Origin of the sequence: Nocardia sp. NPDC058658, from assembly GCF_042716665.1 — a bacterium.
Lineage (GTDB): Bacteria > Actinomycetota > Actinomycetes > Mycobacteriales > Mycobacteriaceae > Nocardia.
Genome location: NZ_JBHXRR010000023.1, coordinates 18,470 through 32,934 on the forward strand (window position 1 = coordinate 18,470; position 14,465 = coordinate 32,934).

The 14,465-nt window shown below is 66.5% G+C and carries 16 protein-coding genes; 5 read left to right on the forward strand and 11 right to left on the reverse strand.

Annotation, left to right across the window (positions count from 1 at the left end; translation table 11 throughout):
* Positions 1-16 precede the first annotated feature (16 nt).
* The 3 genes from ACFWUP_RS25370 to ACFWUP_RS25380 all read right to left on the reverse strand — a co-directional run bounded on the left by ACFWUP_RS25370 (position 17) and on the right by ACFWUP_RS25380 (position 2,398).
* Positions 17-799, reverse strand: a complete 783-nt coding sequence (locus tag ACFWUP_RS25370; protein ID WP_379238350.1) for an ABC transporter permease — start codon at positions 797-799, stop codon at positions 17-19.
* Positions 796-1,755 (reverse strand): ATP-binding cassette domain-containing protein, encoded by a 960-nt coding sequence (locus ACFWUP_RS25375; protein ID WP_379238352.1) that lies wholly within the window; start codon positions 1,753-1,755, stop codon positions 796-798. The genes ACFWUP_RS25370 and ACFWUP_RS25375 overlap by 4 nt, the downstream gene beginning before the upstream one ends.
* A 115-nt stretch (positions 1,756-1,870) precedes the next feature.
* Positions 1,871-2,398, reverse strand: a complete 528-nt coding sequence (locus tag ACFWUP_RS25380; protein ID WP_379238354.1) for an EXLDI protein — start codon at positions 2,396-2,398, stop codon at positions 1,871-1,873.
* 141 nt (positions 2,399-2,539) lie between these two features.
* Between ACFWUP_RS25380 and ACFWUP_RS25385 the strand changes: the two genes are divergently transcribed.
* From ACFWUP_RS25385 to ACFWUP_RS25400, 4 genes are read left to right on the forward strand one after another with little or no spacing between them, the layout of a single operon-like run.
* Positions 2,540-4,285, forward strand: a complete 1,746-nt coding sequence (locus ACFWUP_RS25385; protein ID WP_379238356.1) for a thiamine pyrophosphate-binding protein — start codon at positions 2,540-2,542, stop codon at positions 4,283-4,285.
* The gene (locus tag ACFWUP_RS25390) at positions 4,282-4,941 is read left to right on the forward strand and encodes an SRPBCC family protein (protein WP_379238358.1); all 660 of its coding nucleotides are present in this window, start codon (positions 4,282-4,284) and stop codon (positions 4,939-4,941) included. The genes ACFWUP_RS25385 and ACFWUP_RS25390 overlap by 4 nt, the downstream gene beginning before the upstream one ends.
* A gap of 2 nt (positions 4,942-4,943) precedes the next feature.
* Positions 4,944-5,957 (forward strand): 3-oxoacyl-ACP synthase III family protein, encoded by a 1,014-nt coding sequence (locus ACFWUP_RS25395; protein ID WP_379238499.1) that lies wholly within the window; start codon positions 4,944-4,946, stop codon positions 5,955-5,957.
* Positions 5,954-6,979, forward strand: coding sequence for a pyridoxal phosphate-dependent aminotransferase (locus ACFWUP_RS25400; protein ID WP_379238360.1), 1,026 nt, complete (start codon positions 5,954-5,956; stop codon positions 6,977-6,979). The genes ACFWUP_RS25395 and ACFWUP_RS25400 overlap by 4 nt, the downstream gene beginning before the upstream one ends.
* 136 nt (positions 6,980-7,115) lie before the next feature.
* On the opposite strand, the gene ACFWUP_RS25405 is transcribed toward ACFWUP_RS25400, so the two are convergent.
* From ACFWUP_RS25405 to ACFWUP_RS25430, 6 genes are all read right to left on the reverse strand, one after another.
* Positions 7,116-7,448, reverse strand: coding sequence for a hypothetical protein (locus tag ACFWUP_RS25405; RefSeq protein ID WP_379238362.1), 333 nt, complete (start codon positions 7,446-7,448; stop codon positions 7,116-7,118).
* Between the two features lie 82 nt (positions 7,449-7,530).
* Entirely contained in the window at positions 7,531-7,833 is a 303-nt protein-coding gene (locus ACFWUP_RS25410; protein WP_379238363.1) for a hypothetical protein, read from the reverse strand.
* Positions 7,834-7,852: 19 nt separating this feature from the next.
* Positions 7,853-8,230, reverse strand: coding sequence for a hypothetical protein (locus tag ACFWUP_RS25415; RefSeq protein WP_379238365.1), 378 nt, complete (start codon positions 8,228-8,230; stop codon positions 7,853-7,855).
* Between the two features lie 42 nt (positions 8,231-8,272).
* Entirely contained in the window at positions 8,273-8,563 is a 291-nt protein-coding gene (locus ACFWUP_RS25420; RefSeq protein ID WP_379238367.1) for a hypothetical protein, read from the reverse strand.
* Positions 8,564-8,642: 79 nt separating this feature from the next.
* Positions 8,643-8,972, reverse strand: a complete 330-nt coding sequence (locus ACFWUP_RS25425) for a hypothetical protein (RefSeq protein ID WP_379238369.1) — start codon at positions 8,970-8,972, stop codon at positions 8,643-8,645.
* A gap of 119 nt (positions 8,973-9,091) precedes the next feature.
* Positions 9,092-9,499: an SdpI family protein gene (locus ACFWUP_RS25430; protein ID WP_379238371.1), complete on the reverse strand. Its 408-nt coding sequence runs from the start codon at positions 9,497-9,499 to the stop codon at positions 9,092-9,094.
* Positions 9,500-9,658: 159 nt separating this feature from the next.
* On the opposite strand from ACFWUP_RS25430, the gene leuS reads away from it, so the two are divergent.
* Entirely contained in the window at positions 9,659-12,565 is a 2,907-nt protein-coding gene (leuS, locus tag ACFWUP_RS25435) for a leucine--tRNA ligase (protein ID WP_379238372.1), read from the forward strand.
* A 116-nt stretch (positions 12,566-12,681) separates the two neighbouring features.
* On the opposite strand, the gene ACFWUP_RS25440 is transcribed toward leuS, so the two are convergent.
* The gene (locus tag ACFWUP_RS25440) at positions 12,682-13,461 is read right to left on the reverse strand and encodes a polysaccharide deacetylase family protein (RefSeq protein WP_379238501.1); all 780 of its coding nucleotides are present in this window, start codon (positions 13,459-13,461) and stop codon (positions 12,682-12,684) included.
* A 289-nt stretch (positions 13,462-13,750) separates the two neighbouring features.
* The gene (locus ACFWUP_RS25445; RefSeq protein ID WP_379238374.1) at positions 13,751-14,440 is read right to left on the reverse strand and encodes an SDR family oxidoreductase; all 690 of its coding nucleotides are present in this window, start codon (positions 14,438-14,440) and stop codon (positions 13,751-13,753) included.
* Positions 14,441-14,465 lie beyond the last annotated feature (25 nt).

A 14,465-nucleotide genomic window follows, 5' to 3' on the forward strand; every position in this document is an offset into this window, starting at 1 on the left:
CCGTTTGCGCGACAGGCTATTTCGCTTGCTTGCTGAAGATCGACTTGGACCAGAGGAAACCGCCGCCCGCGATCACCGCGCACCAGGCAAGGGAGACCCAGCCGTTGCTGCCGATCTCGGTGCCCATCAGCAGCCCGCGCAGAGTTTCGGTGATGGGCGTGAAGGGCTGGTATTCGGCGAACTGGCGCAACCCGACCGGCATGGTGTCGGTGGCTACCAGGCCGCTGCCGAGAAACGGCATCAAGATGATCGGAAACGGTGCGTTGCTGGCACTTTCGACGGTGGGCGAGATCAGCCCGAGTGCGATGGCGAGCCAGGAGAAGGCGAAGGTCACCAGCACGAGCAGACCGAGCGCGGCGACCCACTCGACGACATCGGCGTTGGGCCGGAACCCGATCAGCAGCGCCACGCCGGTCATCACGGCGATACCGCCGACCGCCTGCAGCAGCGAGCCGAGCACCTGCCCGGTGAGCATCGACGACCGCGAAATCGACATCACCCGAAAGCGATTCACGATGCCCTTGCTCGCATCACTGGCGATCGACACCGCCACCGACACCGTCATGTACGCGGGCAGCATCAGCATCATGCCGGGCGTCAGATAATCGATGTAGTTGCCGCCCGACGACTTCTCCAGCGCTCCGCCGAACACGAAGTTGAAGATCACCAGCAGCACGGTCGGCATGATGATGATGCTGAAGACCATGCTCGGATAGCGTTTGGCGTGAATCAAGTTGCGCCGCAACATCGTCATCGTGTCGGCGAAAACGTACGAGGCGGACTTGGTCTGGGTGGTCATCGCAGTGACTCCTGCTCGGTGGTGGTGCGGCCGGTGAGGGTGAGGAAGACGTCGTCGAGGTTCGGGGTGTGCACGGAAATGCCGCCCGCTTCGATGTTTTCGGCATCGAGCACGTCGAGCACCGCGCGCAGCGAGCGCACGCCACCGTCGCCCGGCACCGCGAGGGTGAGCCCGTCGCTGCCCTCGAGTACCTGGGCGGTGGCGCCGAACGCGGAGCGGGCGGCGTCGAGGGCGGCTTGTTCGCTGAAATCGATGCGGATGTGGCCGCCGGGGATCAGCCGTTTCAGTTCTGCCGCAGTGCCTTCGGCGACGATCTGGCCGTGGTCGAGCACCGCGATGCGGTCGGCCAGGTGGTCGGCCTCCTCCAGATACTGGGTGGTGAGGAAGACGGTCACGCCGAGGTCGTCGACCAGGGCGCGGATGATGTCCCAGATGGCGCGTCGGCTGCGCGGGTCGAGACCGGTGGTCGGTTCGTCGAGGAAGATCACCTGCGGGTTGCCCACCAGCGTCATCGCGAGGTCGAGCCTGCGCGTCATGCCGCCGGAGTAGGTACTCGCGGGCTTGTCGGCCGCCTCGACCAGGTCGAAGCGTTCCAGCAGTTCGGTTGCCAGACTTCGGGTTTCGCGCTTCGGCAGGTGATTCAGGTCGCCCATCATCTGCAGGTTCTCGCGACCGGTCAGCAGTTCGTCGACCGCCGCGAACTGCCCGGTGACACCGATCATGCGCCGCACTCCGGCGGCGTCGGTCACCACGTCGTGGCCGCCGACGGTGATCTCGCCCGCGTCGGCGCCGATCAGCGTGGTGAGGATCTGCACGGTGGTGGTCTTGCCCGCACCGTTGGGGCCGAGCAGGGAGAAGATCGTGCCCTGCGCGACGGTGATGTCGATGCCGTCGAGGACCGTGTGTTCGCCGTAGGCCTTGTGCAGGCCGCGTGCGGTGATGGCCGAGTTGACCATGGTCGTCCCTTTCCAGAAGATTACATTCATTGGTGCGAATAAGTGCATGTTTGATCCACACAGCCCCCAGGGGCTGCGGTGCTCGGGTTGGGTATGTGGTTGTCGCCGAAAGGATTTAGATGTCGAGTTCCTCGACCTTGGGATGCGCGGTCATGTCCTCGACCTTGCGGTAGAGCTTGTCCGGGACGCGATCCTTCAGATCCTTCAGGTCATCGAGGATCTCGTAGTCGTAGTCGCCCCAATCCCAGGGTGCGTTGCCGATGCCGAACATGCGGCGCCAGTACTTCCATTCCTTCATCTCACCGGCGGCCTCACCGGTCGGGTAGTCCTCCCACTTCGCCGAGTGCGTGTAGAGCACGAGCTTGCCCTTGCGACTGCGATACACCGCCTGGTGCAGCGCCTGCTTGTCGTCGGCATCGCGCCATTCGCCCAGCAGTGTGCCCTGGAAGCGCACCTGCCGGACACCGTCGCGACCCACCTGCAACGTGATCTCCTCGAAGCCGGCCTCACGGCCTTCTTCCAGCTCGATGAGCCTGCGCAGCGCGCTGACCACGGTGCTGGAGAGGTTTCCGCCGACGAGCTCCTGCGCCCGCTGGAACACGGGGAGATCGTCGTCGGCTACGTAGATCGTCTTGTTGGGCATGAACTCACTATACGTATAAGTGTACGTACACACAAGGGGTGGTTTTCGCCCACCCTCTGAACTCCCCGTCGGCGTGCCTCGTAGTTCCCGATAGACGCGGTGAACGACAGCGTCACATTTCGTCGCGGAGAAGGAGGGCCGATGCCGGACAGAGTCGTGGACTACCTGGTACGGACGGTAGCCGACCGGGGAATCACCCAGATCTTCGGCGTGGACGGCGCCAATATCGAGGACCTGTACGACGCGATCTTCGATGCGGGCGGTTCGCCTGCCGGGATCGTCGCCAAACACGAATTCTCGGCCGCGACGATGGCTGACGGGTACGCGCGCAGCACCGGCGGGCTGGGGGTCGTCGCTGCCACCTCGGGTGGCGGAGCGGTGAATCTCGTTGCCGGACTTGCTGAGTCGTACACCTCGCGAGTGCCGGTGCTGGCGTTGGTCGGTCAGCCACCGACCGCCCTCGAAGGGCTCGGTGCGTTTCAGGATTCGAGCGGCTTGGCCGATTCCATCGACGCCACCGCGCTTTTCGCGACGATCAGCCGGTATTGCGCCCGGGTGACCGATCCGGCCGAGTTGCCCGCCCAGCTCGCCGCGGCGATCGCGGCGGCGGAGGCAGGCGGGCCTGCGGTGCTGTTGATTCCGAAAGATGTTCAGCAGCAGTCGATGCCGGTCTTACCCGACAGCTCGACCCAGGACCCGCCGATTGCCTCGGTGAGTGTTCTCCCCAGCTCAGCGGGAGAGCGGCCCGAACTCGGCCGAATCAGCTCTGTGTCCGTTCTCGCGCCCGCGCACACCATCGCCGCCGACCTCGCCGAAGCCAGGCGCGTCGGCAAGGTCGTGATCGTCGCCGGTGATCAGATCGCTCGCGACGATGCCCGCGCGGAACTCGCCGAGCTGGTCGCGGCACTGGACGCCTCGATCGGCCTTGCCCCCGACGCCAAGGACGTGTACTCCAATACGGGGCCCGGTTACTGCGGTGTCGCGGGCGCCATGGGGCATGCGGAGCTGGTCGAAGCGCTTTCCGCGGCGAGCGCCTGCCTGCTGGTCGGCACCCGCCTTCCGATCACCGCCCGCGCCGGTCTCGACGCGGCACTCGCCGAACTCCCGGTCCTCAGCATCGGCGCGCTACCGCCCTACCTGCCTGCCACTCACGCCACCAGCACAGACCTCGCCGCCACCATCACCACACTGCTGGCGGGCATCGCCGAGCCGAGCAGCTCCGAAGCCTCCGCTCAGGCGCCCCGGCTCACCCCGATGACCGTCCCGGAAGCCGCAGGCCCCGGCCTGCGCTACCGCACCGTCGTCGAGGCGATTCAGCGCGCACTGCCCGCCGGCGCGGATATTTTCGCCGATGCGGGTAACACCGGCGCGTCCGTGGTGCATTACCTACGGGTACCCGAGGGCGGGCGCTTCACGGTCGCACTCGGGATGGGCGGCATGGGTTACGCCTTCGGCGCGGGTATCGGTTCCGCGTTCGCCCGCCGCGCCGCACCCGACGGCGCGCACCGCACCGTCGTCATCGCAGGTGACGGCTCGTTCTTCATGCACGGCATGGAGATTCACACCGCGATCGAACACAACCTGCCCATCACGTTCGTGGTGTTCAACAACAACGCGCACGCCATGTGCGTCACCCGAGAACAGCTCTACTACCAGGATCGCTACAGCTTCAATCGTTTTCAGCCATCGCACCTGGGTGCGGGCCTCGCGGCCATGTTCCCCGGCCTGCCCGCCCACACCGTCGCCGAACCCGCACAACTGGCCGAGGCGCTGGAACGCAGCTTCGCCGCCCCCGGACCCGCGTTCCTCGAAATCCTCTGCGACCCAGACGAAGTCCCACCCTTTCTGCCCTTCTTGTCAGCCCTCGAATCCAGGAGCACCCCGTGACCACCAGCGCCCTGCCAGCCCTGTCCGACATCCCCGAGGAGGTGGTGCCCGGCGTCATCCGGATCGAGAACTCCGACCGGGAGACCACCACGCCGATCATCATGGACATGCTGCGTTCGGTCTATCCGCACGAGCAGGTCTTCGGCGACTACTGCCCCGTGCAGACCTATATCGCCGCGCCACCGCGTGAGGTCTACGAATACCTCGCCGACACCCGTTCGCTCGAGGAATGGACCTACAGCCTGCGCGGATTCGTCGAAACCGAGGAGCCCGGCCTGTGGCTGGCCTACGACCGCCTCGGTGACGCGACCAAGTGTTTCACCCGCACCGTCGCCCATTCCGACGCGATGACCGTCGACTATCACTGCGCGTGGGATCAGTCCGAGCACCTCTGGATGATCTATCTGATGCGGGTGGTCGACGCCCAGGTGGTGTTCAACAAGCCGGGTTCGGTGGTCACCTGGATCAATTGCAAGCACCCCTTCTACGACGAGAACGGTTATCCCGAAACAGCACCGCCGAAGCGCCCCGTGTGGGTCGGCGATTTCTGGGAAATGTTCTCCGCCGGACACCAGCTCGAGCTGGACAACCTCAAAGCCATTTGTGAATACCGCGCGGCCAATGGGCTGCCGATCAAGCCGGAGTGGATGCAGTGAATATGCCGCAGGTGAGTCTGGTCGATGTCGCGAGCTATCTGCCCGGCGACCCCGTCCCGACCGAATACTTCACCCAGTTCTCCCGTTCGGAGCGGATGGCGAAGAACGTGATGTTCCGTTCGCCGACCGGTCGCCACCATGTCGGCCGCGACGAAACCGCCGTCGACATGGCCGAGAAGGCGTTCGAGTCGCTGCGCGAGCGGCACGGGGCCGACCTGGCCTCAGAGATCGACATCATCATCACCCACACCCAGCTGCCCGATAATCCGGTGCTCGGCGCGGGTCCCGAACTGGCTCGCCGGCTCGGCGCCCATCCGTCGCAGGTCCTGGATGTGCACAACAGTGGTTGCGCGGCATTCGTCCAGATGATGGCGATGGCGCGGATGATGATGGCCACCAGCGACGCGAAAACCGCGCTGATCGTCGCCGCCCAGAATTGCGCGGGCCCGGTGTTCACCCAGCCCGATATCCGGAAATTGGCGCAGGCGCCGGTGCCCGGTGACGGCTGCGGAATCGGGCTGCTGCGCAAGGACGATTCGGCCCCGATCCTCGATATCGAAACCCGCACCTATCCCGAATTCGCCGGCGATATGGATTTCTCCACGAACGGTCCGCGCAAATACTGGGAGCCGGGCGAGGGTCAGGGGTGCGTGAGCTTCTCCGAATCCAAGATCACCAAGGTGTTCGCGCGCGGCAACCGGCTCGTGCCGGAGGTAGCGCTGGCGGTGTGTGAACGCATCGGGGTGAAGAGCGGCGATATCGACACCTTCGTCACCAATCAGCCCAACCGGCTGTTCCTGCGCAACTGGCACGACGCGCTGGAACTGCCCGCCGAACGTCATCCCGACACCTTCGATCAGTGCGGAAACCTGTTCGCCGCAGGCATTCCCGTGACCCTCGACGCGGAGAACCGGGCGGGCCGGTTGCGCAACGGGTCGGTGGTGCTGTTGTCGGCGTTCGCGCACGCGGGTGATTTCGCCGGTGCGGCCGCTATCCGATGGGGGGCGGCGCGATGAGTCTGCTGGCGGAACCGACGACCCCCTCCCGTCGGTTCCACGCCACCGCGGTTCCCACCCTGTTCGATCTCGGTCTCAGCGAGAACCCTTTTCCACCATTGCCTTCCGTGCTCACTGCGGTGAATGTCGCACTGAGCCAGGCGAACCGGTATCCGGACTTCCTTCCGGAGGAACTGCCGCGGGTGATCGCCGACCACCTCGGGGTCTCGCCCGACGATGTGGTGGTCGGCGCCGGGGCGACCGGTGTCGCGATGCAGGTGATGCGGGCCCTCGGCGGTGGTGAACTACTCAGCAGCACACCGACTTTCGACGGCTATCCGATCATGGCGGAAATGGCCGGGATGACGCTCGTCCCGGTCCCCCTCGATCCGGCGGGCAATCAGGATCTGCCCGCGATGCGTCGCGCGGTGAACCGCAGCACCGCCCTGATCGTGCTGTGCCGTCCCCACAACCCCACCGGCACCGTACTCGAGGCCGCCGCGGTGCGTTCGTTCCTCGACGCGATCCCCCGCCATGTCCCCGTGCTCCTCGACGAGGCCTACGTCGAATTCCTGGACGGGACAGACCGACTCGACCTGCACGCCCTGCTGCACCGTCACCCGAATCTGCTCGTCCTGCGCACCTTCTCGAAGGCCTACGGGCTGGCAGGCCTGCGGATCGGCTACTGCGTCGGCCGAGGAAAGCTGATCCAGCGAATCCGCGACCAGCAGCTGCCCTTCGGCATCCCCACCACCTCGGTCGCCGCGGTCCGCGCCGCCTACGCCGCCACCACCGAACTGCGCGACCGCGTCGACCGCATCAACCGGGAAAGGGAAATCCTGCGACTGTCCTTGCGCGCCTGCGGAATAGACGTCCCCCGCAGCTACGCCAACTTCCTCTACCTACCCGGCCCCGGCGTGGCCACAGCGCTACGCCGTGCCGGAATCAAGGCCAAGGCCTACCCCGACGGCAGCGCCCGCATCGCCGTGGGCGACCCTACCGCAGGCCGAGCCGTCCACACGGCTCTCGCCAACCTGCGCTGACCACTCCGAATCGACCCGGAACACCGGGTCATCGCGACCGGGACCTGGTCCCCTTCCAGGTCCCGGTCGCGAGCGCGTTCAGTCCCCTCCCACCACCGCATCGCCGACCGGCCACGCGGCGCCGGATCCGCGCAGTTCAGCACCCACCCCCGCCGCCACCGCAACCACCCCCGCCGCCGCAACTGCCCCCGCCACCCCCGTCGCCGCACCCACTGCCGCCATCCCCGGTCCCGGCGAACCCGGCACTGGCACTGCCCGCCGCGATCCATCCGGCCTTACCGCCCCCACGCGGTTTCGGCACGAGCATGATCCGGGTGACGCCGAGGGCGAAGAACACCAGCGCCGCGATCAAGAACACCGCGGTGTACGTCGACCCGAGCACCGCGGCGATCAGGCCGATGACCACCAGAATTCCCGCCCCCGCGAGGTAGAGCCTGCTCCCCCGCAGGTCAGCACGAGTTGTGGCCATCAGAACCTCCTGCGACTGTCGAACTCACGATACGTAGCTCCATGATCCCTCATCGAACGCATCAAGTCTCCTGACCAGCGGTTCAGTCCCCACCACCACCGCCGCAGCCACCACCTCCACCACCGGCGCCGCCGCCGTAGTCCCCGCCGTAGAGGTGGCTCAACGAATCCGCGTCATCGATTCCGCGCCGACCGGGCTTGCCACCGGTACTGATCCGCAGACGCTGGTACCTCGACCGGATACGACGTGCATTCCGGTAACTCAGCACGCCACCGGTCACCAGCAGTATCGCCGCGAATCCGAGCAGGCCGAGTCCGGCCGGCAACGAATGACTTCCTGCGATCAAGCCGACCAGCGCGACCAGAATTCCCGCACCGTAGATCATGACGAACCTCGTTCAGATATCAGCAGCTACTGCTGCTGCCACCGCCGCAACTACTACTGCTTCCCCCACCGCAGCTGCTGCTGCTACCGCTGTCGCAACTGCTGGAGCCGGAATCGCCACCGCCCGACCAACCGCCACCGCTCGACCAACCGCTGGCGCTGGACCAACCGCTGTCGGAGGAACTCCAACTACTCGAGCCCGAGCGCCTTGCCCGCGACTGCGTGCGCGCCCGCTGCAGGTTCGCGGCTCGTTGCACCCGCCTGTTGCTCCTGGCTGGGGTATCGGTCGCCCGGCTGACAGCCCCGATGATCGCGATCGGCACCGCGATGAGCACCACGACTGCGGCAACGGCCACGACAATCGCGAGCACCGCGGCGATCACGTCGATGAATTCCATGAGCCCCTCCTAATGTTGGAAACCATTACGAGCGTGGCTGATTCAGCAGCCTCCGCCGCCTCCGCCGCCGCCTCCGCCACCACCGCAACCGCCGGAGGAACCGCCGCTGAAATATTCGCCGGAACCGACCGAACCGAGTCCCGCCGCGGTGCCGCTCGAACCCCAGCGCCGCTTCGAATTGAAGGACCTGCCCGGAGTTCGCTGGACGACGATCAACGCGACCACCAACATGACCACCGAGACGGCGAGCATCGCGATGCCCGCGATCGGCGAATAGTTGGTAGTGATCACACCGATCAACGCGAGCAGAAGAGCCGCTCCGATAACCTTCATGATTCCCCCGATCGAGGATCTGATTCCGTTGTACTGCAAGGTCAACCGTATCCGCGCGACCTTGCAATTCCCTTATGAATCAGCCACCACCACAGCCACCGCCGCCGCAACTGCTCGACGATTCGCCCCCGCCCATCGGGCTGCCGCCACTCCCGTGGCTGGTGCCGCCAGGGCCGGTGCTGCCGCCGGTCGAACCGACGGTCCCCACGGCCAGCGACGATTGCCACGCCCCCGACCGCTGAGCCCTGCCCGACCGGCCGATTACCGGAACGCCATCGCGAATGAGATCACGAATCCCGCCGACCAGAAGAAGGCCCGCGATGATGAGCAGCGGAATGCCCGCCATGGATGATGTGCCGACAACGGATCCACCGATAATGCCGAGCAGTAATGCCGAAACAAGGAACATGTCAACTCCCCCCGAGAAGTCCTAGTTCCTTTGTACCCCCGCCCACTTACCATGAAACGAACAGCAGGGAACCAGCTTTCGAATGCCGCCGAAGCGGTCGGCGCCGAAACGCCGGGAACTCAGTTGGCGGGTGCGCAGGTGTCGCGCAGGGAGCATCCACCGCACGAGGAACCGCAGCCGCCGACCGGAGCGGGAGGCATGAGGGGTTCGACCGCGCGGGCCGCGGCGTTGGCGCCCGCACCGAGGGTGAACACGGCGATCACGGCGACGACCGCGGCAACGCCGAGGCTCGCGAAACCACCGGCCACCAGAACGACCAGACCACCGGCGAACAGCAGGGCACCGGCACCGACGGAGGTGGGGGCGGCGATGCGGTTGGCGATCCGGAAATTGTCGTCGCTGTGCAGCGCCGCCGCGGTGGTGACGCCGAGGAAGCGATTGCGGGGCAGTTTGCCGAGCAGTCCGAGCACGCCGGTCACGATGGCGACCGCGGCCAGCGCGAACAACAGGGAAGCGACGACGACCATTCCTGCAGGCTAGCGCACCTGCGCCGATGGCCGATCGAGCGCTCCCCGGCGAGGTGACCGCCCACACACCGCGCGGGTCGTCGGAAATGCGCTCGCGCCCACGTTCTACCCTGTTAGACGATGTTTACCCCGGATCGGCGAGAACAAGAAGGCGGTACCGTGCAGGACCCTCGTGCAACCGAGAGTGACGTACCTCAGCACCGGTACAACGCCGAGCTCGCTGGGCGGATCGAGCGGCGCTGGCAGGAGATCTGGACCGAGCGCGGCACGTTCAACGCGCCCAACCCGGTCGGCCTGCTCGCCGGCGAGACACCGCCCGACAAGCTGTTCATCCAGGACATGTTCCCGTTCCCCTCTGGCGCGGGCCTGCACGTCGGCCACCCGCTTGGCTATATCGCCACCGACGTCTTCGGCCGCTACCACCGCATGCGCGGCCGCAACGTGCTGCACGCCCTCGGCTACGACGCCTTCGGCCTGCCCGCCGAGCAGTACGCCGTGCAGACCGGCGCGCACCCGCGCGTGACCACCGAGGCCAATATCGCCACGATGCAGCGTCAGCTGGACCGGCTCGGCCTCGGCCACGACCCGCGCCGCTCGTTCGCCACCACCGACCCCGAGTACTACCGGTGGACGCAGTGGATCTTTCTGCGCATCTACAACGCCTGGTACGACCAGGAGGCCGGTAAGGCCCGCCCGATCGCCGAGCTGGAAGAACAGTTCGCCAGCGGTGCGCGACCGGTTCCCGAGGGCGACTGGAACACCATGTCGGCCACCGATCGCGGTGCGCTGATCGACTCGTACCGCCTTGTGTACCAGTCGGATTCGATCGTCAACTGGTGCCCGGGTCTCGGCACGGTGCTGTCGAACGAAGAGGTCACCGCCGACGGGCGCAGCGAGCGCGGCAACTTCCCCGTGTTCCGTAAGCGCATGTGGCAGTGGATGATGCGCATCACCGCCTACTCCGATCGCCTGGTCGACGACCTGGACACCCTGGACTGGCCGGACAACGTGAAGTCCATGCAGCGCAACTGGATCGGGCGCTCGCGCGGCGCGCAGGTGCGCTTCCCCGTGGCACGAGCGACGGGCCCGGAGGAGGCAGCCCGCGTAACCACGCAGGGCCCCGGGAGTGCCACCATGGATTCAGCCGACGGCGAGACCATCGAGGTGTTCACCACCCGCCCCGACACTCTGTTCGGTGCGACGTATGTCGTGCTGGCACCCGAGCACGAGCTGGTCGACAAGCTGACCGCTGCCGCATGGCCCGCCGACACCGACGCCCGCTGGACCAACGACAGCGCCACCCCTGCCGAAGCTGTTGCGGTGTACCGCAAGTCGATCGCGGCGAAGTCGGATCTGGAACGTCAGGAGAACAAGGAGAAGACCGGCGTCTTCCTCGGCTCCTACGCCACCAACCCGGCCGACGGCAAGCAGGTGCCGATCTTCATCGCCGACTACGTGCTCAGCGGCTACGGCACCGGCGCCATCATGGCGGTGCCCGGCCACGACGGCCGCGACTGGGACTTCGCGACCACGCTCGGCCTGCCGATCGTGGAGGTGATCGCAGGCGGCGATGTGTCCGGAGCCGCGTACTCCGGTGACGGCGAACTGGTGAATTCCGGCTTCCTGAACGGGCTTCCGGTCGACGAGGCCAAGGCGACCATGATCGGTCACCTCGAAGCCGAGGGTCACGGCACCGGCACCGTCCAGTACAAGCTGCGCGACTGGCTGTTCGCCCGCCAGCGGTACTGGGGCGAACCGTTCCCGATCGTCTACGACGCCGACGGTGTCGCGCACGCACTGCCGGAATCCATGCTGCCCGTGGAACTTCCGGAGATGGAAGATTTCGCTCCGGTCACCTTCGACGCCGACGACGCCGACTCCGAACCGTCCCCGCCGCTGGCCAAGGCGACCGACTGGGTCAACGTCGAACTCGACCTGGGCGACGGGCCGAAGCTGTACCGTCGCGACACCAACGTCATGCCCAACTGGGCAGGCTCGTCCTGGTACCAGCTGCGCTACGCCGACCCGACCAACACCGACACGTTCTGCGCCCCGGAGAACGAGAAGTACTGGCTCGGGCCCCAGCACGGACCCGACGACCCGGGCGGCGTCGACCTGTACGTCGGCGGTGTGGAGCACGCGGTGCTGCACCTGCTGTACGCGCGGTTCTGGCAGAAAGTGCTGTTCGACCTGGGCGATGTGTCGGGCAGCGAGCCCTACCGCCGCCTCTACAACCAGGGTTACGTGCAGGCCTACGCCTACACCGACTCCCGCGGCACCTACGTACCCGCTGCGGAGATCGTCGAGCGCGACGCGAAGTTCTTCTGGACCGGTCCCGACGGTGTCGAGATCGAGGTCTTCCAGGAGTACGGCAAGATCGGCAAGTCGCTGAAGAACGCCATCTCGCCCGACGAGATGTGCGACCAGTACGGCGCCGACACCTTCCGCTTCTACGAGATGTCGATGGGCCCGCTGGACACCTCACGCCCTTGGGCGACAAAGGATGTCGTCGGCGCGCACCGCTTCCTGCAGCGCGTCTGGCGCCTGGTGGTCGACGAGGAAACCGGCACGGTGAAGGCCACCGACGCCGCCACGTCGGACGAAACCCTGCGCCTGGTGCACCGCACCATCGCCGGCGTCGACGAGGACCTGGCGGCGCTGCGCGACAACACCGCGGGCGCCAAGCTGATCGAGCTCACCAACCACCTCACCAAGACCTACCCCACCGGCGCCCCCCGCGCCGCCGTGGAACCCCTGGTGCTGATGCTCGCCCCGCTGGCCCCGCACATCGCCGAGGAACTCTGGGAACGCCTGGGCCACACCACTTCCCTGGCCCACGGCCCCTTCCCCACCGCCGATCCCGCACTGCTGGTGGCGGATTCGGTGGAGTACCCGATTCAGGTGAAGGGCAAGGTGCGCAGCCGAATTCAGGTTCCGGCCGACGCCGATGTCGCGGCGATCGAGGCAGCGGCTCTGGCCGACGAGAAGGTCATCGCTCTGCTCGAGGGTCAAGCACCGCGCAAGATCATCGTGGTCCCCGGCAAGATGGTCAACATCGTCCCGTAACCGCCTCCCCGGGTCTTTTGGCCAGACCCGGGTACGGGGAGAGTTGGGGACGCGGCAAGCTTTGTGCGGTAGGTGGGTTAGCTCGTTCCCGGTGAGTTACCCATGTTCTTGCGAGATCAGCTCCGTACTTCCAGGACGTCGTTCAGCGTGACCAGCGACAGGTTGCGCTCGCGGATGATGTCGACGAGTTGCCCGTAGCAGTGGGTGACCGGGGGGAAATTGGCGTGGCCGATGATGATGGATTGGGCGGCGAAATATTTGTGCGCGCATTCGATCAGGTATTCCTCGGTGATGAGGCCTGAGTCCGACAGCGAGCCGTACCACATGGTCGGGACGGTATAGCCGAGGTCGGCGGCGATCTTGTCGACTCCCGCGTTGTGATAGCCGAACGGCGGTCGATAGAACGGGGTGCCGTCGACACCGAAGTTGTTGCGCAGGAATGCCTTCGTGCGGCTGAGTTGGTCGGCCACCTCGGTCGAGCTGATCTTGGTCAGGGCGGCGTGGTCCCAGGTGTGGTTGCCGAGCTGGATCTGACCCGATTCCACCAGCGGGCGCATGGCGTCGCGGTGGATTGTCCAGGATTCGTAGTAGCCAGTGACGAAGAAGGTGAAGCGGGCGCCGGTGTCCTTGGCCCATTTCACGTAGGCGCCGACGACCTCGGGGCTGGCGCCGTCGTCGACGGTCAGTGCCATGGACTGGCCCGCACCCGGAAGCGCGGTGATCGGCTTCGGGGGGATGATCGACTTCGGGCCGCCCGGCGGAGGCGGCAGCAGGGGCTTGGCGGGGGGCGGAGCGGGGATCTCGCCGCCTGCGGAACCGGCCTCGACCGTCTCGCCCTCGGCGGTCGCGCAGCCGGTCAGCGCCACGGCGGCGCCGGCGGTCAACAGCGCCAGCATTCGACGTCTATCCACTGTGCGAACCCCTACTTGAAGTCTCTTCGCGGCTGGTGCCGCAGTTCTCGACGCGCGGAAACGTACCCGGGGAATCCATCGAGCAGGCGAACCGTCGGGCACATGCGCGCGAACAGCATCGACCCCCTTGAAGGCCGTCCGCGCATCGCGACAATACCCTTTGTGCCGGTGGGAGCATGTGTGACCGGCACGGGTTGACTGATTCGACCGGCATAATCACGCAAACAACGCGATTCCAGTCAGTTTTCTGACTGGAACCACTCGAATTGCGTGATTATGCCGGGCGCAGGACGATCTCTGTCGGATGGCAGTCGCGCGGAGTATCGACGGCGTTGCGGACCGCTGATGCCACGGTCTCGGCGTTGAGGAATTCCTCCGGCCGGTATTCGCGCCCCTCGTCGGCGACGATCGCGCGCTGCATATCGGTGTCGATGCGGCCGGGGAACAGCGAGGTCACCCGGAGAGCGGGTTCCTCCAGGCGCAGCGCGTCGGCGAACGCGCGGAGTCCGAACTTGCTCGCCGCGTAGGAGCCCCAACCGGCGTTCGCACGGATACCCGCACCCGAATTGATCAGCACCACATGCCCGTTCGCGGCACGCAACGCGGGCAGCAGCACTCTGGTCAGCTCGGCGACCGCGATCAGATTCACCTCGAGCGTTTCACGCCACTGCTCCACCGACGACTCGGCGACCGTGCCGAGATCGGCGATCCCCGCATTGTGGACGAGCACGTCCAGGTGCGAGATCTGCTCGGCGGCCGCGGCGACGGCGGCGTAATCGGTGAGCGCGACCGGCCAGCCCGTGGCCTCGGGCAGCTCGGTGAGGATCGGCTGTAGCGCGTCGGCGGAGCGGGCGCCGAGCAGCAAGTTGTGGGTGGGCGCGAGTTCGCGGGCGATCGCGGCGCCGAGTCCACGGCTGGCGCCGGTGATGAGGGCGGTCGGGGCGGGGGTACTGGTCACCGTCATGGGTTCACGTTAGTTCTCGACACCG